The sequence below is a fragment of the Methanobacterium alcaliphilum genome, from assembly GCF_023227715.1.
GTDB classification, from domain to species: Archaea; Methanobacteriota; Methanobacteria; order Methanobacteriales; family Methanobacteriaceae; genus Methanobacterium_E; species Methanobacterium_E alcaliphilum.
Genome location: NZ_JALKIF010000010.1, coordinates 18,161 through 44,194 on the forward strand (window position 1 = coordinate 18,161; position 26,034 = coordinate 44,194).

Genomic DNA, 26,034 nt, shown 5'->3' on the forward strand with positions numbered 1-26,034 from the left:
CAAAATAAAATATATATTGAAGTATTAACAATTAAATTATAGGGGCTTGTTTAAACAAGACATTGGGGTTGGTATAATGACAGATGGAAAGAATATACTTTTAGGAATTGTAGCGATTATTTTAGGACTAATAGTCCTTGCATTCCCTCTGCTTGGAGTTTTCACAGCGAGTGCAATTGCAGGTATTGGAATAATGGCTTTAGGCATATGGTTATTTATCCAAAGCTTTGAAACTTGGAAAAATAGTAAAGCAGGTAGTATTGCACTTTTAATACTGGGAATTATTGCTTTAATGATAGGTCTTGCATTATTTGGACATATAATGATATTCAGTTTCTTAGCAAGCTTTTGGTTCTACTTTGCCGGATTTTTCTTACTTATAACTGGTTTCTTTAGTTTATTTGCAGGTAAAGATACTACTGAGAAAGGAGTAGGTATTTTTGGTATTGTGCTGGGTATTTTATACATTATTCTAGGCACGTATGCATGGAACCCTCTTTATTTAGGATTTTTAATAGGAATATATTTCATATTCTCTGGAATAATGCAGTTCTTTGCAGATTAAAAAATTTGACAAGCCTTTTTTTTCTTATTTTATACTTTAACTTGATAAAAAGATAATTAAACAGTATTATAAGCCAAAATATTTAAAAAAAGGATTATAACTCATTAATAAGTTTATCTATCTTAATTTTTAATAATAATAATTATATTAAGTAAAACTTTCCATATTATATTTTAATAATATCTCTTAAACGGAGGAAAAATATATGGCAGAAGGAAATAATGTTTTGTTAGGAATTTTAGCGATAATACTTGGTATTTTACTTATATCTTTTCCATTAATAGGCGTATTTGCTGCTAGTGTAATAACAGGACTGGGAATAATATTTTTAGGAATATGGTTAATTGCACATAGCTTTGGAACATGGGACATAAATAAAGCAATTAGCATAGCCTCATTAGTACTGGGGATTATAGGCATAGTAGTGGGAATTGGTTTATTTGGAAAAGTAATAGCATTTAGCATATTTGCTGGAATGATGATTTATTTAGGTGGATTTTTCCTAATCATGTTGGGAGTAATAGACTTTTTATCAGGAGTAGGATCCTCACCTAAAGCCAAAGGAGCGATAGGCATCATAATGGGAATACTATTTATTCTCATAGGACTATATGCATTCAATCCAATTTATTTAGGTTCATTAATTGGAGTTTTCCTATTGATCCAGGGATTATTTGCTATTTTCATGCCAGCAGAGTGATCAAAAAAATCACTTCATATTTTTTTAAAAAATACAGTACCCCTGCTTTTAATGAAAACATTGATATCCAACATATAATTTTGTTAAAATGAACATTTTTCCAAATTATATAAAATATGCCCTTAAAAGTTAAATTCTAGTTTTATACTTCATTTCCGGGAATGTGATTTTAAATACCGTGCCGTAATCTATTTCCAGTTCAATTTTCCCATCTAATTGCTTGATTAAACTATAAACCAGCTGTAGTCCCAATGAATCAATTTTATTAATGTCAAAGTCCGCCGGTAAACCTACCCCATTATCTTGGATAATAAGTTCATAATCATCATTATCTGCTTTTGTTTGTAGAGTTATGATTAATTGTCCACATTTATCTTGAGGAAAAGCATATTTTAATGCATTTGAAACCAGTTCATTAATTATGAGACCACATGGAATAGCTGTTTCAATATTGAACTCAATATCATCTATTTCTAAAAACATTTTAATACAATCTTCATCCACCCTATGGGAATAAAATAAATCAGAAACTAGGTTTTGAATATAATCCACCATATCAATTCTACTCAAATTATGGGACCTATATAGTTTTTCATGCACTAAAGCCATAGATTTAACCCGATTCCTGCTTCCCTCTAGAATATCCTGCAGATCTTCATCCACATACTGAGATTGAAGACTTAATAAACTGGAAATTACCTGCATGTTATTTTTTACTCTATGATGGATTTCCTGGAGGAGAATATCTTTTTCCTGAAGTGATTTTTTTATGGTGTCTTCTCTTTCTTTAAGTTGAGTTATATCTTGAGCCGCACCATAGATACGTAATCTGCCAGAATCATTATCTTCTACGCATTGAACATGGTTTTTAATCCATTTTACTTCCCCTTTAACGTCCTTGATTCGGAAAATACTAACATTTCTTGATCCAGCCTTTAGTTCTTTTAATTGATCATGGGCAATTTTATCATCGTCAGGGTGAACTGAAAATAACCAACACTTTTCTAATTCAAGTTGATTCTTTGTAAACCCAGTCATATGGTAAAAAGAATTAGTTATCCAATCGATCTCATAAATTCCAGATGTTTTATACACACAGGAATAAGCAAAATCAGAAATTAAATTTCCAACCATCTTGTAACGGTTTTCAGATTCCTTTAATAAATTTTCAGTTTCTTTTCTTTGAGTAACATCTCTAACTATGGCCTGGACAAGATAATTCCCTTCTATTTTCAGCCGGTTCAAAGTTACTTCAGTATAAAAAGGAGTGCCATCCTTGCGGATATGCTTCCATTCAAAGCGTTGAGGATTTCCCTGAAGTGCGAGATTAATAAATTTATTTGCTTTATCATCAGATCTTTCCCCGTCACTTTGCAGTTCAGGAGAAAAGTTTACAGGCGTTTTTCCGATTATCTGATCTCGGCTAACCTCATACATCTCCAAAACTTTTTTATTGCATTCAATAAAATATTTCCCTTCCAGTAAAAATATGCCATCATCTGCATTATCAAAAAGAGCGCGATACTTATTTTCACTAGTTATAAGATCTTTTTCTGTATTTTTCCTATCAGTTATGTCTACAAAAGTTTCTACTGCACCCACAATATTGTTATTAGTATCTTTTATAGGCGATGCTGTGAAATAAAGCCATTTACCCTCGTTGCCAATATCCTGAAAAAAATCAACTCCCTCATATGCATCTTTAAGAAGTTTTGATTTTTTAAATTTTCCCTGATACCACCTAAATATATCCTCTTCTTTCCCATCTACCAATAAATCCGCCAAACAAGGCCTTTTGTTAGGATAAAATGGTTTACAATGATCTTTTGTGCCGACAATTTCACTGGATTTTACACCACTGTATTCTTCCATAGCTTTGTTCCAGTAAATAACCCTATGCTTACTATCAATAACAAATTGAGGTACAGGAGAACTTTGAATTATTTCTTTTGATCTCTGTTCCAGTTCCTGCTTCAAAATAGCGAGTTTAATTGTATATTCCAGTTCTTTTCTATCGTATTTTTTTAATAAATACGAATAATGGTCTTTTAACAAATTATTTCCCATATCAAACTCTTTATAATCATCGGCGAAAAAAATTAGAGGCATTTCAAGTTTTTTAATACCTTCTGTAACAATATTCCCCCTATTTCCTTTCAGTGCCGTGTCCATTAAAATTAAATCCGGTTTTAAATAATTAGATTTATCCAGAACATCTGCAAAACTTCTTGTTGTGAAAACAACTTCATGAGCCATGTTTTCAAGTGAATTTTTAAGATCCTCCACAAAAGTATTCTCAGACCCTACAATAATAATCCTGGCCAGATAAAACCCCCCATTAATGCATAACTTATTATTAATCTATTTGGATTTAAAAGAAATTTATTCCATTTCAAATCCATAGACGTTTAATCATCACATTTAATAAAATTTAACATGAAATCGAGTTCCAGAAACATTCTCCATAAATAATTCTCCATCGATTTGATCCACTAAGCTATTAACAATTTGAAGACCCAGAGAGTGAGTATTATAATAATCCAATCCTTCTGGAAATCCTATCCCATTATCTGTAACTATTAATTCAAAATAGTTTTCATTCTCATAAAGTTCAATAGTAACTTCTCCATCCATATCATTTGGAAATGCGTGTTTCAGACAATTAGTTATTAATTCATTTAAAATTAGCCCTAAAGGTATTGCTTCGTTTATATCCAAGAAGATTAGTTCCAAATTAAGTTTAAGTTTTATGCGGTTGGAGTTTTCTGTGTATGTTCTGAATAATTCATTGGTCAGTGTTCTCACATAGTCCGCAAAATCAATTCTCTTCAAATCAACTGATTGATACAATCTTTCATGAATTATGGCCATGGAACGAGCCCTGTTTTGACTTTCTTTAAATATTTCCTGAGATTCTGTATCTTTAATGTACCTTGACTGTATGTTTAGTAAGCTCGATATAATCATCAAATTATTTTTTACCCTGTGGTGGATCTCCTTTAAAAGCATTTCTTTTTCTTTTAAAGACTTATTGAGTTGTATTTCAATATTTTTTCGATCATTAATATCTCTTAGAGAACCTTCAATCCCCAAGGGATTTTTTTGTGAATCTAACATTAAGTGGGCATTTGTAGAAACAAAAATCATTTGATTATTTTTACCTTTTAATTGTAGTTCATAATCGTTGACTTCTCCTTTTTGATAGATTTCTTTTACAAGTTCTTTTCTATCCTCTGGATCAAAATAAACCATTTCAACGGGTTTACCTATCAAATATTCAGGTTTATATCCACAATAACGTTCAATGGAAGGACTTATTTCTATGATTTTTCCATCAAGGTTAGTTTGATAGAATATATCCTGTACATTCTCAAAGATTTTTCTATATTTTTTCTCACTAAATTTCAGTTTTTCTTCTATTTTTTTACGTTCAGTAATATTTTCAAATACTGCAACAAAGTGTTCTTTTTCAGGCCTATAAACAGAAATATGCAGCCAAATACGTAATGGTTTGAACCACAACTCTTTAGTTTCAGAATTTCCAGTTAAAGTCACTCTACCATATGTTTCAAATAATTCGGGTTCTAATTCCTTAATTTTAGGAATTATTTCTGTTACCAATTTGCCCTTAACATTTTTAAGTCCGGTTAATTTTTCAAAAGCAGGGTTTACATCCAGATATATCCAATCCTGAGGTTGGCCTTCTTCATCAAAAAGCATCTTACAATAAGCATATCCCTCTAACATATTCTCAAATAAATTATGATAACGTTTTTCACTTTTTTCTAAGGCCATTTCTGTTTTATTCTCAAATAAATCTCGGATAATCGTAGCAGTTATCTCATCCCCATTTTCATCGTGAAATATTTGAGCAGAAATGTAACCGGAAAATTTTTCCCTATTTTTGCGTATCAATGTCAATTGACCCTTAGCTTTTCCTTTAATCTTCATTTCTTTCAAAAGAACCATTAAATTGGGATCCTCTTCATCAAAAATTCTTAATAGCCCTATTTTATACAAATCTTCTTCTGAATATCCTAAAAGCTCTTGAGCTGCAGAATTAGATTTTAGAATAGAACCATCAGGAGCAGTTAATAGCATAGCTTCCAGGCTACTTTCAAAAATAAATTGATATATCTGATCTGTGTTAGGAAAAGATGACATGGCCCTACCATAAAATCGTATAGATATTACTTATGCAAAAGAAATAAGATAAATTTTTGTTTTAAAATCATTTTCATTTGTCATTTTCAAAAAATTTCAATTTATTTTTACGAACGAACGTTAGTTTTATATGTAATGAAGTACAGTGCTATACTAACGAACGTTAGTTTTAAATACTAACTTTACCAACCCAACCATACGAACAGATGTTAGTTACCAAGGTGAATATTATGACCTCACAAAAATCAACCAAAGAGAAAATATTTGATGTTTCCATTGATCTTTTCTCACAAAAAGGATTTAACGCAGTTTCAATTAGACAAATAGGCCGCGGAGTAGGGATAAGGGAAAGTTCCATATATAACCACTACTCCAACAAAGAGGCAATACTCGACAGCATATTAAGTTATTTCATTAAAGAAATGGAAGAGACTGGAATCCCAGAAGATGAAATGGAGATTCTTTTAAAACAAAGCCCCGAAATGTTTTACCATGCGGGATCTAAAATGTTTGAAGAACGTATGAATAACCCACAAATGATAAAAATTTGGAGATTATTGCTTATTGAAATGTATCACAACCCTAAAATTAAAGAATTCTTTTTAAAAGAATTAATTGAAGCACCCATAGAAGCTTGGACATTAATATTCACCATGATGATCGAAAACAAGGTTATAAAACCTGTAAACCCTGAAAGATTGGCTCGGGAATATTTCAGCTATGCCATTTATCTATTAATAGAAAATTTCGTTTTGAAATACCCCGACAACCCCGAAAAATTCCTCCGAGTGATGTTTGATGATATGGAAGAACACATGAAGTTCATCCTGGAAAGTGTCAAGCTCAAATAGGTGAAAAAATGAAACCCATAACCTACCATTTACAATCAAGTTCCAAAAATTACTATGAAGAAATTAATAAGTTCACTTCAACGGTTTTAGAAGAGTCTGAAGAGTTTATAGGTCATTTAGCAGAAGAATTTCAGAAATTTATGCAAAAAACCTACGCAAAAAATTTAAAAAAAGATGAGTGTGTATTTGAAGCATTGATGATAGGTGTTTTTTGGAATAATTATTCACAAAGATCTTTAAAACTTGATGAAATACCTCAAAAATTATTATACAAACTCTCAAATTTGAGAAATGAAATTCCATCTCTAAAAAAAGAGATAGACGATGTGAGAGGAATCTTAGCTACAATGTTCTTAATGGATGATGGTGATCACCATGAACTTGTTGAATTGAATCTAGAAAATCTAGACCTACTAATAAAGTGGTTAGATGCTAGTGGAGATTACAAGTATGAAGTGGAACATCTGAAAATATGGAGGGAATTTTTAAATAAAAAGGGTGAAAACAAAATAACATTATCACTAACTCAAATTTTAATGTTTGCTGATTGGTTCGCTGAAACTGCCTGTAAAAATTTAAATCAATACACCGAGAATGTGAATAGTTTCCTAGATCAAAAATTAGCCCAGCACTTAAACCAAGAAGATGTAATTTTTTGTGGTAGAAAACAGGTCGAGTACCATCTAAACATGATCGGGGCCGAAATAATGAATAGGGCGTATAGAAAAAGGTTTAGAGATAGGCCAAGAAAAGCCGTTTTACTCCCGGGATGCATGAGGGCCAAAACAAAATGTGCTTCAAAAGAAGAAAAGTTAGGAAATAAATGTATGCTGTGCAATGAAGACTGTTCGGTTGCGCGTATTTATAAAAAAGGATTAAGAGAAGGATTTGAAGTATACATAGTATCCCATGAATCTTCCGCTTTTTCAAAAAGTAGCCAAAAAGATCAGGCCGAATTAGGTGTTGTAGGTGTAGCTTGTGTTAATAACTTGGTTTCAGGCGGATGGAAATCTGATTCTTTGGGAATCCCTGCACAGTGCGTTATACTAGAACAAGTGGGTTGTCGAAATCACTGGGACACGAAGGGTTTTCCAACAGAAATAAACCATTCCGAACTGGAAAAAATACTTGCTATCTAAAAAAAGGCCAGATATCATTAGAACCATTAAAATTAAAATATGCGGATTATAGGCTTAATAAAATAAAAAATACAATCAATCAGAACAAATAAAAACTGAAATAAAATAATGTGATGAAAATGAAAGTTCTAGCAATTATTGGAAGTCCCCAAAAAAAAGGAAACAGTTATCGGGCCACGAGAGAAATTGAAAATCAAATTAATAAGATAGGTTCTGTGGATTTTGAATATCTATTCTTACAAGATGTGCACCTGGAAATGTGTAGGGGCTGTTTTAACTGCATCAGTCGCGGAGAAAAATATTGTCCCCTGAAAGATGACCGCGAAAAGATAGAGCAGATGATGACTAACTCCGATGGGGTGATATTTGTATCCCCATGTTATTGTCAGAACGTTAGTGGATTAATGAAGAATTTTATTGACCGATTTGCTTATGTATTCCATCGACCCATATTTTTCAAGCAGCAAGCCATGATTCTTGCATCCACAGCAGGTTCCGGGCTGAATGAAACTTTAGATTATATGGAAATAATGCAAGTATGGGGTTTTGGGAATATGGTGAAATTAGGAATTATAAACCCCCCATGGCCCATGAGAAATGGTTTAAAAAAGAAAAATCACTCTAAAATTGAAAAAGCTTCTTTAAAATTCTATAAAAACCTTGAAAAAAAAGGAGTATCTAAACCAACATTTAAACAGTACATGCATTTCAGATTCATGAAATTTACATCATCTCTAGGTGAATACATGCCTGCAGATCATGAATTTTATAAAGATAAAGAGGAATATTTCTATCCTTTAAAAATAAATCCCTTAAAGAAATATTTTGTCTCATTTTTCATGAAGATTATTTTATTTATAATGAAAGACATGGGCCCTGCAGAAAAATAAGATTATCATTATAAATTTTATATGAGGGGATATTTTTGGAACTAATTATAACAAAATGTGAATTTGACGATGTTAAGCCTTTAAAAGAATTGTACAAAGAATGTTACCTTTTCCATGAAAAAAGAGGTTTCAAGTTGATAAAAACTCATGAAGCCCCTGATTTATTTGCAGAATATGTTTTAGACCATTTAAATGATCAGAAATCATTAATATTGGTGGCAAAATACTGTGATGAAGTTGTAGGATATTGTTTTGCTCGTATTTTAGAAAAACCTCCAGTATATACTGAGCATATTTATGGGGAAATCGATAATATCTCTGTTTTAGAAAAATATCAAAGAAGAGGAATTGGCAAAAATCTCTTTTTAAAAACTTTAAACTGGTTTAAAACAAATAATATTCAATTTATTGAAGTTGGAGTCACTATTGGAAATGAAAAATCTAACTCTTTTTGGGAAAAGATGGGATTTGAATCCCACATGAAAATAAAATTAATGGAAATACCAGATAGAGAATAAATCTTAAGTAGAAAAATAATTTATAAATATTTTTCAACTAGAGATATTCCCCACTGAGCCATTTCAGTAGCTTTATCCTGATTAGCCGCTTCTGAAAAACATCTGAAAATTGGTTCAGTTCCAGAAGGTCTAATAATTACCCACCCATCGGGAGTGAATATTTTAACCCCATCCGTGGTGTCTACTTCATATCCACTTGGATCATTGGAAATTTCAGTGGCTATATTATCCATTACCTGACTTTTAAGATTATCAGGACATTTAATCTTCATTTTTTCAGAATAATATACTGGTAACTTAGAAACTAATTCAGAAAGAGTTTTTTTAGTTTTAGACATTATCTCAATTATCTTAGCAGCAGAAAGTGCAGCATCCCGACCATAAACAAAATCAGGGAAAATTAAACCACCATTTTCTTCTCCACCAAATAATCCATTTTCTTCTTTGAGTTTTCGCGCAACCAGAAGATCTCCAACAGCTGTAGCAATTACTTCACCATTGTTTTCTTCTGCGACATCATAAATAGCAGTTGATGTGGCCACAGTAGTCACCACCAGGCCCCCATTATTTTCTTGGAGCATCTGTTTTTCCACCAGAGCAAAAGTTTTATCCCCTAAAACAAATTCTCCATTTTCATCTATACATATGGTTCTATCGGCATCACCATCATGAGCCAGACCTAAATCTGCTCCAGTGGCCTTTACAACTTCAATTAATTCTTTTAGGTTGTCTTTAATAGGTTCCGGATCTCTACCTGGGAAAAATCCGTCCGGTTGACAATTCATGGTTAAAATCTCACAACCCAATTTTCGGAATATATATGGAGCAGTGAAACACCCCGCCCCAGAACCACAATCTACCACCACTTTTAATCCTGCTTTTTTAATGGATTCTTGATCCACCCTCTTTAAAACTTGTTCTTGGTATTCTTCAACTATCCTTTCATTAGTAGTGACTTCTCCGATTTCATCCCATGGGACCCGTTTAGGGTTTTCATTGAAGAACATATCTTCAATCTTTTCTTCCATATCATCCCTAATTCCAATTCCATCCTCATCGACAAATTTTATCCCATTATATTGAGGAGGGTTATGGGAAGCGGTTATAATTACTCCACCATCATAGTAATTTCTTACTGCATATTGAACAGCAGGAGTAGGAAGCAAACCCAAATCAATCACATCACAGCCAGAAGACAGCAAACCAGCTATAACTGCATGTTTTATCATAGGAGTGGAAGTTCTTGTATCCCCACCTACAGCCACTTTCCCCTGAATCAGTGTACCATATGCTGTAGCTAATTTTGAGGCGAATTCAGGCGTTAATTCCTGGTTAGTCACTCTTCTAACTCCAAAAGTTCCAAACAATCGTTTCATTTTTGATACCTCATAAATTCATAATCTTTAAATTAATTAGTCATAATGCTTTAATTATAATATTCTATTCCATTTTACACTTAAAATAATAGTTATTACCAGTTAATAGGTTTAATTTTTAAAATTGAAAAATTTTATATGCTTTGTTTTGATAAACCACTTCACCATAAGGAGGGTCAGTGGCATTATTTTTAAGTATTAAGTACCCCACGTTATCCATATCAATTTCACTGCTTGTGAAGTTGCCACTTAAATATTTATTAATATCAATTGCATTTACCATACCTGGAGCATATCCCCCTGCAGAAACAGGTTGTTTAGAAATGGATACCACTACTGGGTCCATGAGGAAATTATCAAACACCGCCACTCTCGTTTTATCACCGTTATTTTTAAACCATTGCGCTATATCAATTTCTGAGTCCGATACTGCAATTTGTCCTTTTTGCAGGGTGATATACCCACTGTAGGAACCCAAAATTGTTATTAAGATAATTAATACATAGAATGGTTTTTTATCCCTATTGAAGTTGACTCTTCCCACCCCTATACTTGCTAAGGCCATAAGAGGAAATACTGCAAAAGTTAAAATCCGATCAGTTATAACAGGAACCCCTATAAAAAAGGATAAACTTACTACTAAAACAGTAAATAGCCATGAAATAAACAATATATCTCTTTTTTCTTTTCTCTGGAGGAGATGAAGAATACCTATTGCCCCAAATATAAAAGGAATGCTTCCAAAAACATCCATGTACCTATCCGGCAGATAACCTTCAGCAGGTGGTGATTTGAATACATAACCATATTTAATAAGCAGTGGCAGCCACCATATTGCAGCTATAAAGAGACCTATCACTGAAAACAAGATAAAATATTTGACACGAGTATCTCTGTTTTTAATTTTTGAAATTATGGTAAAAACTATAATTACTAATATAATTATGCCTGCAGAAAGCATATGGGTCAATAAAGTTAATCCCCAAAATATACCCGCCAATAATGCATATTTAAAATCATTATTTTCTAAAGAAAGATAATAAAATAAGCCTATTAGTGGTAGAAACATCATTGCCATTGCTTCAGGTATGGGCAGCACCATCCTATAAAATAAAGGAGTGAACATGACAAATATGCCTGTTAAAAACCCCGCAGTTGAATTATAAATCCTTGAAACCGCCAGAGAAAATGACAATACAATTAATGATGTTAAAACAGGTTGTAAGTATCTGGCTGCATCAAATAAACTTATATTAAAGATTTTGGAAATATTTAAAAGAGTAAAGTGGAAAAGAGGAGCATAATAAATAGGCCGCCCATAAGGAGCATATGTTAACATATCCCAGTAAGTTAACCCATTTTGAAAATAAAGTTCGCTTAGGTGGATGTGATAAAATATGTCCCAACTTAATGGCCATTGGTACTTTAAAGTAGGTATTAAAACCAGACAAAAAACAATTATTGCTGGAAGCAATATGAACCAGTTTTCACATTTTTGAATTAAATTGGAAACCCCTTCTGACATTAACCCACCAGATATAATTTAAATAGAAAAATGAATTATTTTATCTTATATCCAATTACTATATAAACTTTAAATTTTGAGGATTACTTAATAAAAAGTATTTGGAATTTATTAGGTTAAATGGTTGACAATAGGACTCTTTATATCAGTTTCAGCGAATTTTGGTCCTTTAAAACAAGTTCCATAGCGCCTTTATAATTTGTAACTGTTCCTGTTGCCCTAATTCTCCTATTATTTAATAGTTTCAAATTTAATCCCCCTTTTTCTATTTCGTGAGCAGTTCCCTCAAATAGGACTATTGTTGTTTTTGCCGTTCCATCATTTACCCTTAAAAAATAAGTATCACTGCCAGAGGCCTTTTTAACCTGTTCTACAAAACAATCCAAAATTACCTCTTCATCAGCCATTGAATGAGTCATTTCTTTTATTTTTATCTCTCTTGGGCTGATATCATTTGCAAAAACTATCATCCCCACAATGCCCACCATAGCCACAGCTAAAGCGACTCTAAATATCTGTTGATCCTCCATAAATATCACCATTTATCAATTATTACCACACCATAGTAATAAAATAAATTAAATACGTAATAAATTTATGGATTTATGATAAATTTAAAAATAGATAAAAGATAATTAATGGCCTTTAAACATGGAATTTACTCTTTGAACAGTATCAATATCTTCCAAGCTCAAATCATCGCGGATTCTTTTAATGACCGGAAATCGTAGTGAATAACCACTTTCATATTCTGGACTCTTTACTATTTCACTATAAGCAACTTCCAAAAATATGTGAGGTTTTACCGCAATTTTTTGACCTTTTCGTTCTACAATAAGTTTTTCCATCCTTTCAGAAAGCTCCAGAAGCATTTGGTCATCTAAGCCCGTGGCAGCGTGAGCAATAGTTTTTAAGTCCCCGAATTCATCGCTAAGTGCTAAAAGATAGGATCCTACAAAGTGAGCCCTTTTTCCTTTCCCATAAGTTCCTCCCACAACCACAACGTCCAGGGTTTCGGGTTCCGCCTTATATTTAAGCATTTTCTTGCCGCGAATTCCAGGGATGTAAGGTGCAGTAGGATCTTTAATCATAATTCCCTCATGCCCCTGATCTATAGAATCCTTAAATAGTTTTTCTGCTTCCTCAATATTTTCACGATCAGTTTTAACCTGTTTTGATAGTTGAATCTTATTTTCTTCGAGTTTGACAATTGATTCCAATGTTTCTCTTCTTATCTCAAGAGGAGCATCTATAAGTGGTTTTTGATAATAAAGAACATCGAAAAGATAAAGTGTTAATGGAACTTCTTCCATTGCTTTTTCAATGTCATATTTTCGGCGTACTCTCTGTAAAATATACTGGAAAGAAATGGGTTTACCATTATCAGTAACAATAATTTCTCCTTCTACAATAAAATCCTCATCTGGAAGAGAATTTTCAATATATTGAATTACATCCGGGACGGCATTACTAATATTTTCCAGACGCCTGGTGAATATCATTATTTTTGATCCTTTTTTATGAATTTGAACTCTAATACCATCATATTTTGTCTCACAAAATACTCTACCCATTTCATCCACACTAGCCTTTATTCCTTCAGCTAATTGAGCCAACATAGGTTTTACCGGTTTTCCTGGCTTTAATGATAATTTTTGAAGTCCTTCTACCCCTTCCTCCTGAGCAACACGCGCCACCAACCCTAAATCATTAGTTAACATATGCGCCCTATCTATAATATTTTTATCAACATTAAATGCTTGAGAAATAGCATCTCGAATGGTTCCTTCCCCCACCCCCACCCTTAATTCTTCTAAAACAGTCCGAGTTATATATTTAGCCTCATCAGGAGAAGCTAAAGATAATAATTCTAAAATAATTGCTATTTTTCGAGACTGGGCTCTGTTACCAGATACTGATGCTACTTTTCGCAGATTATGATAAACCATTTCAATAGTTAGAGGCTTAGAAAAAAAAGTAGTTTGCGACTTTTTTTTGAATAATAATTCGCTTGCAGCCCCAATATCCCCCTGATCACGGATTTGATCTTCAACATCTTCTGGAGTAATCCCCACCACTGTTGCAATAGCCTTCATAAGAAGTTTGGAGCCAATACCTAATTCTTCTTCGCTCCACACAGGAAATACTCTACCTAACGCCATTATAGTAACTATGGGGAGTAATTCTGCACCAATATTGGAGAAAAAGTTGGCCAAAATATCTGTTTTTTCTAATCTTTTAGTAGTAGCATCCAAAGACTGGTAAATATTCACTAGGCTTTCGTATTTTACTTGATTTGATTGTATCGACATTTTATCCGCCAAAATTATATTTAAATAAATTTAAATTGATGAAACCATTAATAGATTACTATACAATGCACCTATAAAGTTAATATATTTATGCCCAGAGCGTTTTAATAATTAATACTTAATAATTAAAGCAATTACCATTCAAATTCTCGTGCTTGTTTTAAATAGTAATTAAAAAGACGTTTCCCCCAATTTAGCGCACCATGACCTTCACTAATCAAAAAGCGATCTGAATCATAAACTCCATTATCTAAAAATAGTCCCATTGCCATAAATTCATCGGCAAGAGCTAAAGAAAGTTTTAAATTATCCCCTATTTCCCATAAACTGATATTAGACCTATTTAAATCCTGATTACTTGATTCATTAAATATAATATCCAAAATATCACGGGTGACAATAATATTTCCAGTTATATCCGATTTTTTAAGAATGTCCATATAAAATGGATAATATACCGATGATACGAAATTTACCGTCTTTGAGCTTTGAATTTTCTTAGAAATAATATCATATGGACCAATCAGATTTTGAGTATCGGACTCCAATATATAAGCATCTTCCAAATATCCAATCTCTTCCAAAAGTTCAGAAGGAATTACCTGGATTTCATGGTTTAAAAATAGACATTCCATTTTATTCCAGGAAGAAAATGATTTCATGAGACTTAAAAGCTTCAAAGCAAACAATTCCCCAGTTTGAGACAAATAGTATTGGCCCGAATCTTTTAATACTAATTTTTTATCTTCTAACAAATATATGGCGTGGAGAATAGTTGAAGAACTGAAATTTAATTCTTTCCGGAGATATGATAAATTTTTAGATCCGCCCATAAGGCTAAGAACTATTTTAGACCTCACATCTGAATTAATAAAGAACTTCATATCGTCTTTTACATTTTCATAAAGATCAAAAGTCTGCTTCATGTTGATAATCCACACCTCCCCCATCCAATTTGAGAAATAGTTCAAATTTTAAAAGTTAAAAGTATCATTAACCCCAATAACACTTTAGTAATTGCATTATGAGTATTAATATTAAGAATATTTAAAATAATTTATTAAAAATAAATAATTAAATAATACTAAAAGATTTTAAAATCTTTTATAAAAATATTTCAAACCTATCTTTAGTAACTTTACAAATGGGGCATATTTCAGGTGGTTCTTCGCGTGCGCATAAATAACCACAAACTCGGCAACGCCAGATAGGATATTTTAAACTGGAAATAGATAAATCCTTAATTTGAGCTCTTTCAACTTTAATACGTTCATCAATAGGAGGTCTTCTCTCAGGTATAGAAGTTAATTCTTTCTCTCCCCTAAAAATTTCACCGGAAACATATAAACCACAGTAACAAGTCCCGTATTCATTCAAATCAGGATCCCTATAATCACATGGGCATATGATATCCATATCATCTTCATTTTTACCTGATGCCAATCTGCAAGGACAAGCACCATAGCCATAACGCTGCTGGTTAATCAATATACTGGATAAAAGTTCTTTAGTAAACTCTTCATCACTATTGAGATTATATCCCGAATTCAGCGCTTCTTTTTTTAGTTTTTGGAAGAATTCCTCCACATCTTCAGAAGAAGGCGATAAACTCAACCCAAAGCCCCCTGAATAGAAGTTTGATCAAACCCAATAATGGCTCTCTCCTCATTAAGGACAAGTGTAGGAAAAGATAAAGAGGGGTTCCATTTTTTAAGGTTCTCAAGAACCTCTTTTCTTTCTTCACCATCGATCAAGTCAACATAAATATAATCATAAGCAATATTTAAGTCATCTAGAAGACCACGAGTTTTTTTACACCATCCACAAGTGCTCAATGCAAATAAAAGTACATCTCCTTTATTTTTCCCATCCACATGTTCTAACTTCATGGAAAACCTCCATTTAAATGTGTTTATATATTTAATAATTAAATTATAAATTTTTTATTATAATCCTGCATAAGAGCAATTAAAAAAAAAAGAAGAATAACAAGTGAAATAAATAAAGAATATTAATAAATTATAGATCGTCTTTAACCAGTCTAAGAGCACAATATTCTCCACACATAGAACACATATCCTCTTCTTTAACTGGGCATTCTTTTCTATATTTTTTGGGTTTTTCTGAATCAAATGCCAGATTAAACTGTTCTTCCCATGCAAAATTTTTTCTAGCATTAGACATCTTTTTTTCATTTTCCCAAGCAGATTTAATTCCTAAAGAAATATCTGCTGCTTGAGCAGCGATTTTAGATGCGATTACACCTTCTTTAACTTCTTCAATTCCAGGTATGGCCAAATGTTCTGCAGGAGTTACATAACATAAAAAGTCCGCGCCAGATGATGCGGCAATAGCACCACCAATAGCAGAAGTTATATGATCATATCCTGGAGCCATATCTGTTACAATCGGACCTAGCACATAAAAAGGAGCCCCTTTACATATAGTTTTTTGTATTTTCATGTTCGCCACTATTTGATCTAAAGGAACATGCCCTGGGCCTTCCACCATGCATTGTACATCAGCATCTCTAGCTCTCTGTACCAATTGCCCCAAAGTAATCAGCTCCTGTATTTGAGGAATATCCGTAGCATCTGAAAGACATCCTGGCCTTAAACCGTCACCTAAACTAAGTGTGATATCATATTCATAAGCAATCTCCAGCAAATATTCATAATTTTGATATAATGGATTTTCTTGCTGGTTTTGCATTATCCACGCCGCTAAAAAAGCACCACCACGACTTACTATCCCCATTAATCGTTCGGATTTGCGCAATTTATTGACGGTGTCTTTATTTATACCACAATGGATGGTCATGAAATCAACGCCTTCTTTAGCTTGATTTTCAATAGCCTGAAACATATCATCCTCATCCATATCTACTACTGCACCATCTCGGGCACATGCGGCAACACCAGCTTCATAGATAGGTACGGTACCAATAGGAACATCAATTGCGCCGAGTATGGCTTTTCTTACTTCATTTAAGTCAGGACCAGTACTTAGATCCATTACGGCATGGGCACCATATTGAACTGCCACAAGGGCTTTTTCTATTTCTTGACTAATATCTTCTTTTTCTGAAGAAGAACCAATATTAGCATTAATTTTGGTAGTTAAACCTTCCCCTATAGCGCAAGGCGAACATTCCCCATTAATATTTTTGGGAATGACAATCCTACCATTAGATAAACCTCTGATAATTTTTTGAATATCAACATCTTCATTTCGGGCAACATCTTCCATTTCAGATGTTATTTTACCCTTTTTAGCTTGTTCCATCTGTGTCAATTTTGATCCCTCTATTTTAATATATGAGCATGAATACAAATAAGTCTATGATAAGAAACCTGTATGCCCAGGATATCATGATAACGGATGTCATAGTTTCAGCTCCAGAAGACTTGGTAGCTGCGGCTAATCTTAAAATGGTGCGAACAAACATCGGCGGAGTTCCTGTTGTCAAAGAAAGTAAACTTATAGGCCTTATAACTCATCGAGACATATTATTGGCTGGGGGCGAAGCCCTCAAACTCAAAGTAGAAGATTTAATGAGTAAAAACCTGGTTGTAGTATCTAAAGACACACACCTTAAAGACATAAGTAAGATTATGGCCGACACGGGATACCAGAGAATTCCGGTAGTTGAAGATGAACATCTAATTGGATTAATAACCCAAAGCTGCATCATCAAAGCAGTTGCTGATTACCTGGACTAATAGATATATTATATGACATGGGATTTATTCTTTTATTTAATCTATTTTAGATTAATGGGTCTGGAATTTTAGCATTTTTCTTTTCCTTTAACCCACCCATCTTTTCTATTCTTCTAAGTAAAAATTCCTTTCCATTTTCACTAGCAGCATAAATAGGTATAGATGCACCTACTGCAAGTAAGGCTTCTTTTTCTCCAATTTTTCGCACTGTACGCGAAGCACATGATGTTATCACGTCTGCAGAATCAAATAATGATCTAGCGTCATCTTTTGAGAGTCCAGTGACATGAACTGCGAATATATATAAATTTACATCATATTCTCTTTCTAATTCCCTGAGTTTTAAAGCATCCCCCGAAAGAGCTACGGTAACAGCGATATTTTTACATCCATAATTAATTGCTTTTTCTACGCCTTTTATCTGATTCAACTCAGCAGTTTCTACATCTAAAACATTTTCTTTGCCTAAATTTTCTATAACTTCTTTAATAGGGCTGGTAGAGATAATACCAGATATGCGACCCCCTACTCCCTGGGCAGCCTCACTATCTTTTACAATGACCGTGCCGCACCCATCACAGGCCATTACTGCACAGTCTATTATTTTTTCATCTAAAAGTGTAGAAAGTATCTCAGAAATACCAAAGGATAGGAAATCTCTCATTTTCAGTTCTCTTTGAGGCGTACACATACCAAAATCATTGATTCTGAATTCTATGTTTTCTTTAATATTTTGAGGGTTTAATTCTTCTATTCCACGGTATTTGTGAAATAAAGGGCAATATTTGATTTGGGGTTCCCCAACTTCAACAACTTTTCCATCTTTTATAACTACTTTGGCCTTCCCCATGGCTTCAATAACATGTTCGCCCATTTTCACACCGCGTTTATATTAATATACTTTTTCAGATCACTAGAAAATATATGTTTAAATCCTGAAATTTACTATTTTACACTAGTTTTTGCTAGTTTTGACATAGCATATAATAAATAATTAATACAATTTGATTAGATTTGTTCATTGCACAGAATATTAAAAAAAGTATATGGTCTAATTGATATATTTTTTCTTGTTTTGGGTTTGTAAGTTTGGGGCGTTGTTATTTTTTTCTATTTTTTTGTGTCCAGTTTTTCATTTTGTAGAGTAAATATGTGAATATTCCTTTTATTGTTTTGTATTTCTTTTTGATTTGTTCTGATTCTATTTGTCTGTAGTAATTTTCCACAGTATGGGATTTTCGTTGTAGTTTAGTGTTTTCCATGAAGATAGTGAGTCTTTTATAATATGGAATGATTTTTTGTTTAATAAACCGCTGAAAAACACGTGGTATTCTATCGAAATCATTTAATAAGTTTTTTAGTCTTATTACTTGTTTTAAGTCATATATTCTGTCTCTTAAATCAGAATTAAAAAAGAAAATAGATGAAAAAGATTTTTTTATAAACCCGCTCTGTTTATTATGGTATCTGCCACTTCTCGAGCATTTTTAAATGGGAAATCATCTGCTGTTAGTGCTTTTCCAGCGTCGGATGCTTTTAATTCTACATCTCCTGATTTACAGGTGGTGTCTGGGCCATCTGGAAGTGCGGACATAAGTTCATCTGGTGTTTTTATGGGGAAATCCGCTCCAGCTAATGCCCCAACTATCTGTTTACGTATATCTTCTTTTACTTGCATATTCACATCTCCTTTGTGGTTTTTAATTTACAATAATAAATTATTTTAATAGAAATATATACTAAACCGTCATTATAATATACTAAGTATAGTTTTATACACAAATATGACTTAAAGAGTTAAAAAAGAAACCTTTATTAGCATCTAAATTATTAAAGTAATTTTATGGAAAATCTTGATAAGGTTAATAATTTGGAAATTTATGATGCAAAGGCAAAATTAGAGGCCATGCATCAAGATATTAAACGTTTAATGGAAAGATCCAACCAGAGATACTTTGATCTGATGTTATCCAACTTAAGAAAGGATATTTTAAACTCAATCTCGGCCTATGTTAAAGATGGAATAGAAAATGGTTTAGAAAGGAGCCTGGCAGATCCCTGTAAGATGAGAAAAACTTGCAAAAAGAGGTTTAATGAATTCTTAGAAAATAATGCTGAGCTTATAAAACAAGAAGATGTATCCAAAGAAACCTTAAAAAATAAAAGATCGGAGTTAGAAGAAATCAGGAAAAGTGCTCCTTTTGATAAATGCGATATATGTTTTAGCGAAGTAGACTCTATTTTCGATAAACAAGTAAATCTAATCCATTCATTACAAATATATGGCCAGGACAAAGAAGATAAAAGTGAAATATCTTCTATTCCAGAGAAAATTATGGTTAAGAGTGTTCTTGAACCTATATCAAATAAACAGAGACTTCAAATTCTAAAATCTATGGCTTTTGATACCCAGACATTTACTGCTCTTTCCAAACTAACCGGACTTCGTGGTGGGAACCTACTCTTTCACATTCAAAAACTGCTTGAAAATGACTTGATTATTCAGCGGCATGAACGTGGAGATTATATGATTACTGAAAAAGGATATCATCTACTCATAATGCTTACTAATTTTAAAAAATTCTTGTAAAAATAAAAATAACTCGTTTAAACAGATTTTAGTTTTATATTTTCAGCTTGACTATCTAGTCCCAGTAAGAAGAGTTAACTATAAAAAGAATAATTTTATGGCATATGAAAGTATGTAAATGACAATTTATTATACATAAATTAAAGTCAGTTAATATATACCAGCGAATATTTCTTAAAGTATGGTTTCAATAGAAAACTTTAAATTATACAAAAACTGATGTTAGATAAGTCACACGCCGGGGTGGCTCAGCTGGTTAGAGCGCACGGCTCATAGGGTATTAAGCAGTGCTCTGACTTTTTCCTGGGATACCGTGAGGCCGCGGGTTCGAATCCCGCTCCCGGCACTCTCATATTTAATCCCAGAAATAAATAGGGTTCTTAACCAGCTAATTTTTATCAAAGAACCCTTTTTAACCCCCTCATATATTCTGTTATTTTTATTAAAATTATAAAATTATTTTAAATTATGATAGTTGATTTTAAAAAAAATTATTTGAAACTTTCATAGACTCTTAAAGAGCTGGCCAAAGCATCTGTTTCAGCAATCATCGTGCCCATTAAAATTGTATTTAATAACTGATTATCATTTGCTCCTAATTCTCGAGCTACTTTTAAGTGAGTAGACAAACAGTGCTCAGCACCTAATGCAGATGCTGCCCCTACAGCAACAAGTTCCATGGTTAATGGATCTAATGAATTGTTTTTTATTATGGCTTCAAATTTTAAATAATAAGCTTTGAGGGCAGAAGGATTTTCAGATAAAACTTGAAAAATCTTGGGAACAAAGCCAAAATATTCTTTAATATTATCCAATATTTCACTTACAATAATTTCATTATTCTTCTCATTTTGACCCATCAAATCACCGTTTTAATAATCAAAAGACAAATATAATCTTATAAACAGTTATAACTTATTGTTTTATTTTTTATACTCTCATCTGAAATAATAAAAAAGATTATTTTTAGTAATTAGTATCATAAAATCGTAATCTAATTATACTCCAAATAAAATATACAGAGAATATTGGTGGAGGAGGAAATACTATGAGAAAATATACCATAGATGAATTTGTAAATAAAACTGCAGAAAAAGAAGAATCTGGAGAAGAGCTTTTTGATCTTGAAAATGATTACACTTTATATGTGAATCTTAATGGTAAAGTATGGGTGAAATTAGGATCAATGATTGCTTATGCTGGAGATATAAGATTTAAAAAACAGAGCAGTTTAGAAGGAGGCGTGAGTAAATTCCTTAAAAAAGCAGTTACCGGGGAAGGGGCCCACATGATGGCTGCAGAAGGATATGGTAACCTTTATCTTGCAGATGACGGAAAAAGAATCGCCATCCTTAACTTAGAAAATGAAAGGATATACGTGAATGGAAACGATGTTATAGCCTTTGAAGAAAGCATTGACTGGGATATAACAATGGCTAAAGGATCAGGCAGTTCCCTAACAGGCAAGTTATTCACTATGAAATTACAGGGCAGTGGAATGGTGGCCATTACCACACACTATACTCCAATGACACTCATAGTGACACCTGATCGACCTGTGTACACCGACCCTAACGCTACTGTAGCTTGGTCTGGAAACTTAGCTCCTGAAATAAAAACAGATATCAGCTTTAAATCAATAACTGGGCGAGGTAGTGGTGAAGAATTCCAGATGAAATTCCAGGGCGATGGTTTCGTAGTTGTGCAGCCCTTCGAAGAAGTTTATAAAGTAGAATAATATTTCTACTCCCTATTTTTATGCTATTTTTATATGTAAATCGAATTTTATAATTTACAATATCCCCATATAAATTAAACATCCGCGCGAAGAGGTTTGAAAATGCCAAAAAGATACGAAGGAATGGCTTACTGGGAAATAGTCAGTAGACAAATGAGTATCCTTACCAAAAGCCAGCAGCAGAAATTAAAAGACGCTACCATAACTGTTATTGGTTGTGGAGGAATTGGTGGATCTGCAATAGAAATGCTAGCCCGGATGGGTATTGGGAACCTTCGTATTGTGGATAAAGACTCTTTTGATGTTTCTAATATTAACCGTCAAGTAATGAGCAGTTTTTGCAGTGTGGGAAAATCCAAAATAAGGGTGACTGAAAAAACTTTACGTTCTATTAATCCATTTATAAATATAAAATCATTTGAAGTGGAACTGGATGAAACTAATGTGGAAAAAATCATGAAAGGCAGTGATTTAGTTATAGATGCTCTGGACAATCTTCTCTCAAGGATTATTGTCAGTAGATATGCATTTAAAATGAATATACCTTTTATTCACGGTGCAATACATGGAACAATGGGGCAAATAACAGTTTTTAATAATAATACTCCCAAATATGAAGAATTATTTAAATTACCATCATTTAAAAAAGAATTAAATGAAGAAATTATTGAAAACCTTGAAAAACTCTCGTCTGAGGTTCCACCAGTTTTAGGATCTGTACCTAATATTGTAGGTTGTATACAAGCTTCTGAAGCGCTTAAGATTATTACTGGCAAAGGGGAGTCAATATTAGCACCCAAAGTTCTCAATTTTGATTTAATGCGCGCTGACCCATTTTCCATGGTTGAGTTTTAATATTTGGCAAAAAATTCACCAAATCTTAATTAATATATGGTTCTAATTAATAAGTCACAATAAAAGTTCATACTATAAAAATTATACCACTAATGGGGTTTGTATAGTTTGTGGGTGTTGTTATTTTTTTCTGTGTTTTTGTGTCCAGTTTTTCATTTTGTAGTGTAGATATGTGAGTATTCCTTTTATTGTTTTGTATTTCTTTTTTATTTGTTCTGGTTCTGTTTGTCTGTAGTAATTTTCCACAGTATTGGATGTTCGTGGTATTTTAGTGTTTTCCATGAATGTTGTGAGTCTTTTATAATCGGGTACTATTTTTTGTTTAATGAATCGCTGTAAAACACGTGGTATTCTAGTAAAATCATTTAATAATTATTTAATCTTTGATTGCTGGTTTTTAAGTTGTATGTGCGGAATATGTTTTTGATATCGGTGAAATAAAGGCATAAACTGATTTTTTCATGTTCTGTGAGTTTTTTACTGCGTAATTTTTTGTATACTTTATCACCAATCATTTTAAACAAGTGAAAGATGCATAATTGATGTTTAACACCAATATAATCCATTATATTTTTATATAATTTCATATGATCTGTTGTAATTGATATTAATGGTTGCTTACTTGTGGATTCTTGTATGAACTGCGTTATGGCTGTTGGTGTTCTTTTGTGGACTATTTGTTCGGCTACTGGGATACTAAGTATTTGGTCGTATAATGTTAATCTGTACATTCTTTGGCCATTAATTCTTAAAAATTGCTCATCATAAGTATAATATCCTGAATAAAAACGTTCAGTGTTTTTAATCATGTTTTTAGTGTTTATGGTGAGCCAGTTTCGTATGGTTTGATGTGATGGTGAATTTCCCAGGAAGTTCTGTAAATCTTTCTGTGTTTTACGAAGTGAACGATACCCAGTTTCAATAAAAGATCTTAATTTTTCTTTAAATAAGTTAATATATCGTTTATATGGCTTTATCAGTGATTTGATGTTGGTGGTGAATTTTATACCACAATTTTTGCAAAGATATCTTCGCAAATAAACACTCAAAGACCCGTTATCATCAATTAACAATTTTCTATGACGATATTCCTGTTTAATAACAATTTTAGAATCACAATGTGGACATATGGGATTTAAGTGTTCGAAATGATTGTTTTCGTGCAAATAGAGTTTTTGATTAATATTTCGATGTGTTTTTGCAGGTTTTAATCGATTTTTTAGAATGGTTTCAAAATCGTGTTTTCCGGTGAAAAAATCGGAAAGTTTAAGTTGTATGGAGTCAATACAACAATTGAGAGTAGGTGTAATTTCACTAGTCATGTTAATATATCTACTCTCACTTAATACTTATATTTAATGGCTTTAATTTTGAATTATGATTCTTAGAATAGAAAAAAATAAAATTTTTCGAAAATTTTTTCGAAACACCCAACACCCCTAAACTTTACAACCCCCACTAATGGATTAAATTATACTCAATTATCGTTATTTTTTAATTTAAAATAGTTATAATTTTTTGATATTAATTTTTAGAATATATTAAAGTATTTCAAATAAAATGAATTTAATTCTACTTTTTAGATTTCTTTTTAAAAATGTTTCAAAACATTTATATATCAGTAAAAGGAAACATCTTTCCGGTGTAAGTTTAGCTTATTATTTATAGCTTTAAATTACGGAGGCATAATATATGTCAGATAAGACAGGACAAATTATTAGTAAAATGGATGAATGCGGCGTTAAGTTCGTTAGACTCCAGTTTGTAGACATACACGGAACCCCTAAAAACATGGCAGTTCCACTCATGAAAGCAGATGAAATTGAAGACATTATTAATGAGGGTCTTCTCTTTGATGGTTCTTCTGTTGAAGGATTTGCAAATATTAATGACAGTGACCTGATTTTAAAACCAGACCCTAATACTTTCTCTACTCTCCCATGGAGGCCAGAAGAAAAAGGTGTTTGCAGGTTCATCTGTGATATATTCCATACCGATGGAAAAACCCCATTTGAAGGAGACCCCAGATACGTTCTAAGAAGGGCCCTGGAAAAAGTTGAAAAAATGGGTTATGAATACAATGTAGGACCAGAACCTGAATTTTTTATCTTAGATCAAGAAGAAGACGGGACAATTATCCCCCATGATAATGGTGCTTATTTCGATACAGAACCTGTTGATCAAGGTACTGACTTTAGAAGAAAATTAGTAATGGATTTGGAAGCTTTGAACTTTGATATTGAAGTTTCTCACCACGAAGTGGCTCCTGGCCAGCACGAAATCGATTTTAAATTTGATAAAGCATTGAAGACTGCTGATGCAGTAATCACATTTAAACAAGCCATAAAAGCAATTGTGGACAATATGGGATACATGGTTACATTCATGCCTAAACCATTCTTCGGAGAAAACGGTAGCGGTATGCACATTAACCAATCATTATCCAAAAACGGTGAAAACGTATTTTTTGATCCCAACACTGAAACCCAGTTATCTGAAGAAGCCATACACTTTACAGGAGGCCTTTTAAAACATTCAAAAGCATTAGCTGCAGTTTGCGCCCCAACTGTAAACTCTTACAAACGTTTAGTACCCGGATACGAAGCTCCAGTATATGTTGCATATGGTCTTAAAAACAGATCTACACTTGTTAGAATTCCCGCATCCCGTGGAAAACGTACTCGTGTAGAGTTAAGAATGCCCGATCCATCTTGTAACCCTTACTTAGCATTTGCAGCAGTATTAGAAGCTGGTATGGATGGTATAAAAAACAAGATCGACCCTGGAGCACCAACTGAAATCGACGTATTTGGAAAAAGTATGGATGAACTCAGCACCATGGGCATAGATGTTTTACCATCAAGCTTATGGGAAGCTTACCATGCACTGGAAGCCGACGAAGTAGTTAAAAAATCTTTAGGCAACCATGTATACGAACATTTCATGGCAATTAAACACAAAGAATGGGATGACTATAGAGTACAAGTATTCAACTACGAGTTAGAGAAATACTTATCCATCTAATCCCTTTTTTTTATATTTTTTTATTATTTAATTTTCAAAACAAAGATATCTGTTAATTTTAAATA

27 protein-coding genes and 1 tRNA gene are annotated in these 26,034 nt (G+C 32.7%); 12 read left to right on the forward strand and 16 right to left on the reverse strand.

Annotation, left to right across the window (positions count from 1 at the left end; translation table 11 throughout):
• Positions 1 to 76: 76 nt before the first annotated feature.
• Both MXE27_RS08140 and MXE27_RS08145 read left to right on the forward strand, forming a co-directional pair.
• Positions 77 to 565: a DUF308 domain-containing protein gene (locus MXE27_RS08140; protein ID WP_248611927.1), complete on the forward strand. Its 489-nt coding sequence runs from the start codon at positions 77 to 79 to the stop codon at positions 563 to 565.
• 205 nt (positions 566 to 770) lie between these two features.
• On the forward strand, positions 771 to 1,265 hold the full coding sequence (locus MXE27_RS08145; protein WP_248611928.1) for a DUF308 domain-containing protein: 495 nt from the start codon (positions 771 to 773) through the stop codon (positions 1,263 to 1,265).
• Positions 1,266 to 1,394: 129 nt separating this feature from the next.
• Here MXE27_RS08145 and MXE27_RS08150 read toward each other — a convergent pair whose 3' ends face one another.
• The gene (locus MXE27_RS08150) at positions 1,395 to 3,626 is read right to left on the reverse strand and encodes a PAS domain S-box protein (protein ID WP_342766000.1); all 2,232 of its coding nucleotides are present in this window, start codon (positions 3,624 to 3,626) and stop codon (positions 1,395 to 1,397) included.
• A gap of 60 nt (positions 3,627 to 3,686) precedes the next feature.
• Positions 3,687 to 5,429 carry a PAS domain-containing sensor histidine kinase gene (locus tag MXE27_RS08155; RefSeq protein ID WP_248611930.1) on the reverse strand — a complete coding sequence of 581 codons (1,743 nt, stop codon included), beginning with the start codon at positions 5,427 to 5,429 and terminating at the stop codon, positions 3,687 to 3,689.
• Positions 5,430 to 5,659: 230 nt separating this feature from the next.
• On the opposite strand from MXE27_RS08155, the gene MXE27_RS08160 reads away from it, so the two are divergent.
• From MXE27_RS08160 to MXE27_RS08175, 4 genes are all read left to right on the forward strand, one after another.
• Positions 5,660 to 6,280 carry a TetR/AcrR family transcriptional regulator gene (locus MXE27_RS08160; RefSeq protein ID WP_248611931.1) on the forward strand — a complete coding sequence of 207 codons (621 nt, stop codon included), beginning with the start codon at positions 5,660 to 5,662 and terminating at the stop codon, positions 6,278 to 6,280.
• 8 nt (positions 6,281 to 6,288) lie between these two features.
• Positions 6,289 to 7,419: a DUF116 domain-containing protein gene (locus MXE27_RS08165; RefSeq protein WP_248611932.1), complete on the forward strand. Its 1,131-nt coding sequence runs from the start codon at positions 6,289 to 6,291 to the stop codon at positions 7,417 to 7,419.
• A 119-nt stretch (positions 7,420 to 7,538) separates the two neighbouring features.
• Complete coding sequence (locus tag MXE27_RS08170) at positions 7,539 to 8,309, forward strand: flavodoxin family protein (RefSeq protein ID WP_248611933.1); 771 nt, start codon at positions 7,539 to 7,541, stop codon at positions 8,307 to 8,309.
• Positions 8,310 to 8,344: 35 nt separating this feature from the next.
• Positions 8,345 to 8,827, forward strand: a complete 483-nt coding sequence (locus MXE27_RS08175; RefSeq protein WP_248611934.1) for a GNAT family N-acetyltransferase — start codon at positions 8,345 to 8,347, stop codon at positions 8,825 to 8,827.
• A gap of 20 nt (positions 8,828 to 8,847) precedes the next feature.
• Here MXE27_RS08175 and glmM read toward each other — a convergent pair whose 3' ends face one another.
• From glmM to thiC, 8 genes are all read right to left on the reverse strand, one after another.
• A complete protein-coding gene (gene glmM / locus MXE27_RS08180; protein WP_248611935.1) occupies positions 8,848 to 10,203 on the reverse strand; it encodes a phosphoglucosamine mutase in 1,356 nt (451 codons plus the stop codon).
• A gap of 118 nt (positions 10,204 to 10,321) precedes the next feature.
• Positions 10,322 to 11,728: a glycosyltransferase family 39 protein gene (locus tag MXE27_RS08185; RefSeq protein ID WP_248611936.1), complete on the reverse strand. Its 1,407-nt coding sequence runs from the start codon at positions 11,726 to 11,728 to the stop codon at positions 10,322 to 10,324.
• A 140-nt stretch (positions 11,729 to 11,868) separates the two neighbouring features.
• On the reverse strand, positions 11,869 to 12,258 hold the full coding sequence (locus MXE27_RS08190; RefSeq protein WP_248611937.1) for a DNA-binding protein: 390 nt from the start codon (positions 12,256 to 12,258) through the stop codon (positions 11,869 to 11,871).
• A 105-nt stretch (positions 12,259 to 12,363) separates the two neighbouring features.
• Positions 12,364 to 14,040, reverse strand: a complete 1,677-nt coding sequence (locus MXE27_RS08195; protein WP_248611938.1) for an ATP-dependent DNA ligase — start codon at positions 14,038 to 14,040, stop codon at positions 12,364 to 12,366.
• A gap of 134 nt (positions 14,041 to 14,174) precedes the next feature.
• The gene (locus MXE27_RS08200) at positions 14,175 to 14,966 is read right to left on the reverse strand and encodes a helix-turn-helix transcriptional regulator (protein ID WP_248611939.1); all 792 of its coding nucleotides are present in this window, start codon (positions 14,964 to 14,966) and stop codon (positions 14,175 to 14,177) included.
• Between the two features lie 178 nt (positions 14,967 to 15,144).
• A complete protein-coding gene (locus MXE27_RS08205; RefSeq protein WP_248611940.1) occupies positions 15,145 to 15,654 on the reverse strand; it encodes a ferredoxin-thioredoxin reductase catalytic domain-containing protein in 510 nt (169 codons plus the stop codon).
• Positions 15,651 to 15,929 carry a glutaredoxin family protein gene (locus MXE27_RS08210; protein ID WP_248611941.1) on the reverse strand — a complete coding sequence of 93 codons (279 nt, stop codon included), beginning with the start codon at positions 15,927 to 15,929 and terminating at the stop codon, positions 15,651 to 15,653. Before MXE27_RS08210 ends, MXE27_RS08205 begins: the two co-directional genes overlap by 4 nt.
• A 130-nt stretch (positions 15,930 to 16,059) precedes the next feature.
• On the reverse strand, positions 16,060 to 17,334 hold the full coding sequence (gene thiC, locus MXE27_RS08215) for a phosphomethylpyrimidine synthase (RefSeq protein WP_248611942.1): 1,275 nt from the start codon (positions 17,332 to 17,334) through the stop codon (positions 16,060 to 16,062).
• 47 nt (positions 17,335 to 17,381) lie between these two features.
• Here thiC and MXE27_RS08220 point away from each other — a divergent pair, with 47 nt between their 5' ends.
• Positions 17,382 to 17,762, forward strand: coding sequence for a CBS domain-containing protein (locus MXE27_RS08220; RefSeq protein ID WP_248611943.1), 381 nt, complete (start codon positions 17,382 to 17,384; stop codon positions 17,760 to 17,762).
• A 46-nt stretch (positions 17,763 to 17,808) separates the two neighbouring features.
• On the opposite strand, the gene MXE27_RS08225 is transcribed toward MXE27_RS08220, so the two are convergent.
• From MXE27_RS08225 to MXE27_RS08235, 3 genes are all read right to left on the reverse strand, one after another.
• Positions 17,809 to 18,636, reverse strand: a complete 828-nt coding sequence (locus tag MXE27_RS08225) for a methanogenesis marker 8 protein (protein WP_248611944.1) — start codon at positions 18,634 to 18,636, stop codon at positions 17,809 to 17,811.
• 226 nt (positions 18,637 to 18,862) lie between these two features.
• A complete protein-coding gene (locus MXE27_RS08230) occupies positions 18,863 to 19,024 on the reverse strand; it encodes a hypothetical protein (RefSeq protein WP_248611945.1) in 162 nt (53 codons plus the stop codon).
• A 176-nt stretch (positions 19,025 to 19,200) separates the two neighbouring features.
• Positions 19,201 to 19,440: an MTH865 family protein gene (locus MXE27_RS08235; RefSeq protein WP_248611946.1), complete on the reverse strand. Its 240-nt coding sequence runs from the start codon at positions 19,438 to 19,440 to the stop codon at positions 19,201 to 19,203.
• A gap of 165 nt (positions 19,441 to 19,605) precedes the next feature.
• Here MXE27_RS08235 and MXE27_RS08240 point away from each other — a divergent pair, with 165 nt between their 5' ends.
• Together MXE27_RS08240 and MXE27_RS08245 are read left to right on the forward strand one after the other, a co-directional pair.
• A complete protein-coding gene (locus MXE27_RS08240) occupies positions 19,606 to 20,352 on the forward strand; it encodes a winged helix-turn-helix domain-containing protein (protein ID WP_248611947.1) in 747 nt (248 codons plus the stop codon).
• 237 nt (positions 20,353 to 20,589) lie between these two features.
• A tRNA-Met gene (locus MXE27_RS08245) sits at positions 20,590 to 20,698 on the forward strand.
• Between the two features lie 145 nt (positions 20,699 to 20,843).
• Here MXE27_RS08245 and MXE27_RS08250 read toward each other — a convergent pair.
• The gene (locus MXE27_RS08250; RefSeq protein WP_248611948.1) at positions 20,844 to 21,212 is read right to left on the reverse strand and encodes a carboxymuconolactone decarboxylase family protein; all 369 of its coding nucleotides are present in this window, start codon (positions 21,210 to 21,212) and stop codon (positions 20,844 to 20,846) included.
• Positions 21,213 to 21,400: 188 nt separating this feature from the next.
• Here MXE27_RS08250 and MXE27_RS08255 point away from each other — a divergent pair, with 188 nt between their 5' ends.
• Together MXE27_RS08255 and MXE27_RS08260 are read left to right on the forward strand one after the other, a co-directional pair.
• Complete coding sequence (locus tag MXE27_RS08255) at positions 21,401 to 22,090, forward strand: AIM24 family protein (protein WP_248611949.1); 690 nt, start codon at positions 21,401 to 21,403, stop codon at positions 22,088 to 22,090.
• Positions 22,091 to 22,192: 102 nt separating this feature from the next.
• On the forward strand, positions 22,193 to 22,945 hold the full coding sequence (locus tag MXE27_RS08260) for a HesA/MoeB/ThiF family protein (protein ID WP_248611950.1): 753 nt from the start codon (positions 22,193 to 22,195) through the stop codon (positions 22,943 to 22,945).
• Between the two features lie 120 nt (positions 22,946 to 23,065).
• Here MXE27_RS08260 and MXE27_RS08265 read toward each other — a convergent pair whose 3' ends face one another.
• Both MXE27_RS08265 and MXE27_RS08270 read right to left on the reverse strand, forming a co-directional pair.
• Positions 23,066 to 23,227, reverse strand: a complete 162-nt coding sequence (locus tag MXE27_RS08265) for a hypothetical protein (RefSeq protein ID WP_248611951.1) — start codon at positions 23,225 to 23,227, stop codon at positions 23,066 to 23,068.
• A gap of 83 nt (positions 23,228 to 23,310) precedes the next feature.
• Positions 23,311 to 24,267 carry an ISNCY family transposase gene (locus tag MXE27_RS08270; protein WP_248611952.1) on the reverse strand — a complete coding sequence of 319 codons (957 nt, stop codon included), beginning with the start codon at positions 24,265 to 24,267 and terminating at the stop codon, positions 23,311 to 23,313.
• 370 nt (positions 24,268 to 24,637) lie between these two features.
• Here MXE27_RS08270 and glnA point away from each other — a divergent pair, with 370 nt between their 5' ends.
• Positions 24,638 to 25,969, forward strand: coding sequence for a type I glutamate--ammonia ligase (gene glnA, locus MXE27_RS08275; RefSeq protein WP_248611953.1), 1,332 nt, complete (start codon positions 24,638 to 24,640; stop codon positions 25,967 to 25,969).
• The last annotated feature ends 65 nt before the right edge of the window (positions 25,970 to 26,034 follow it).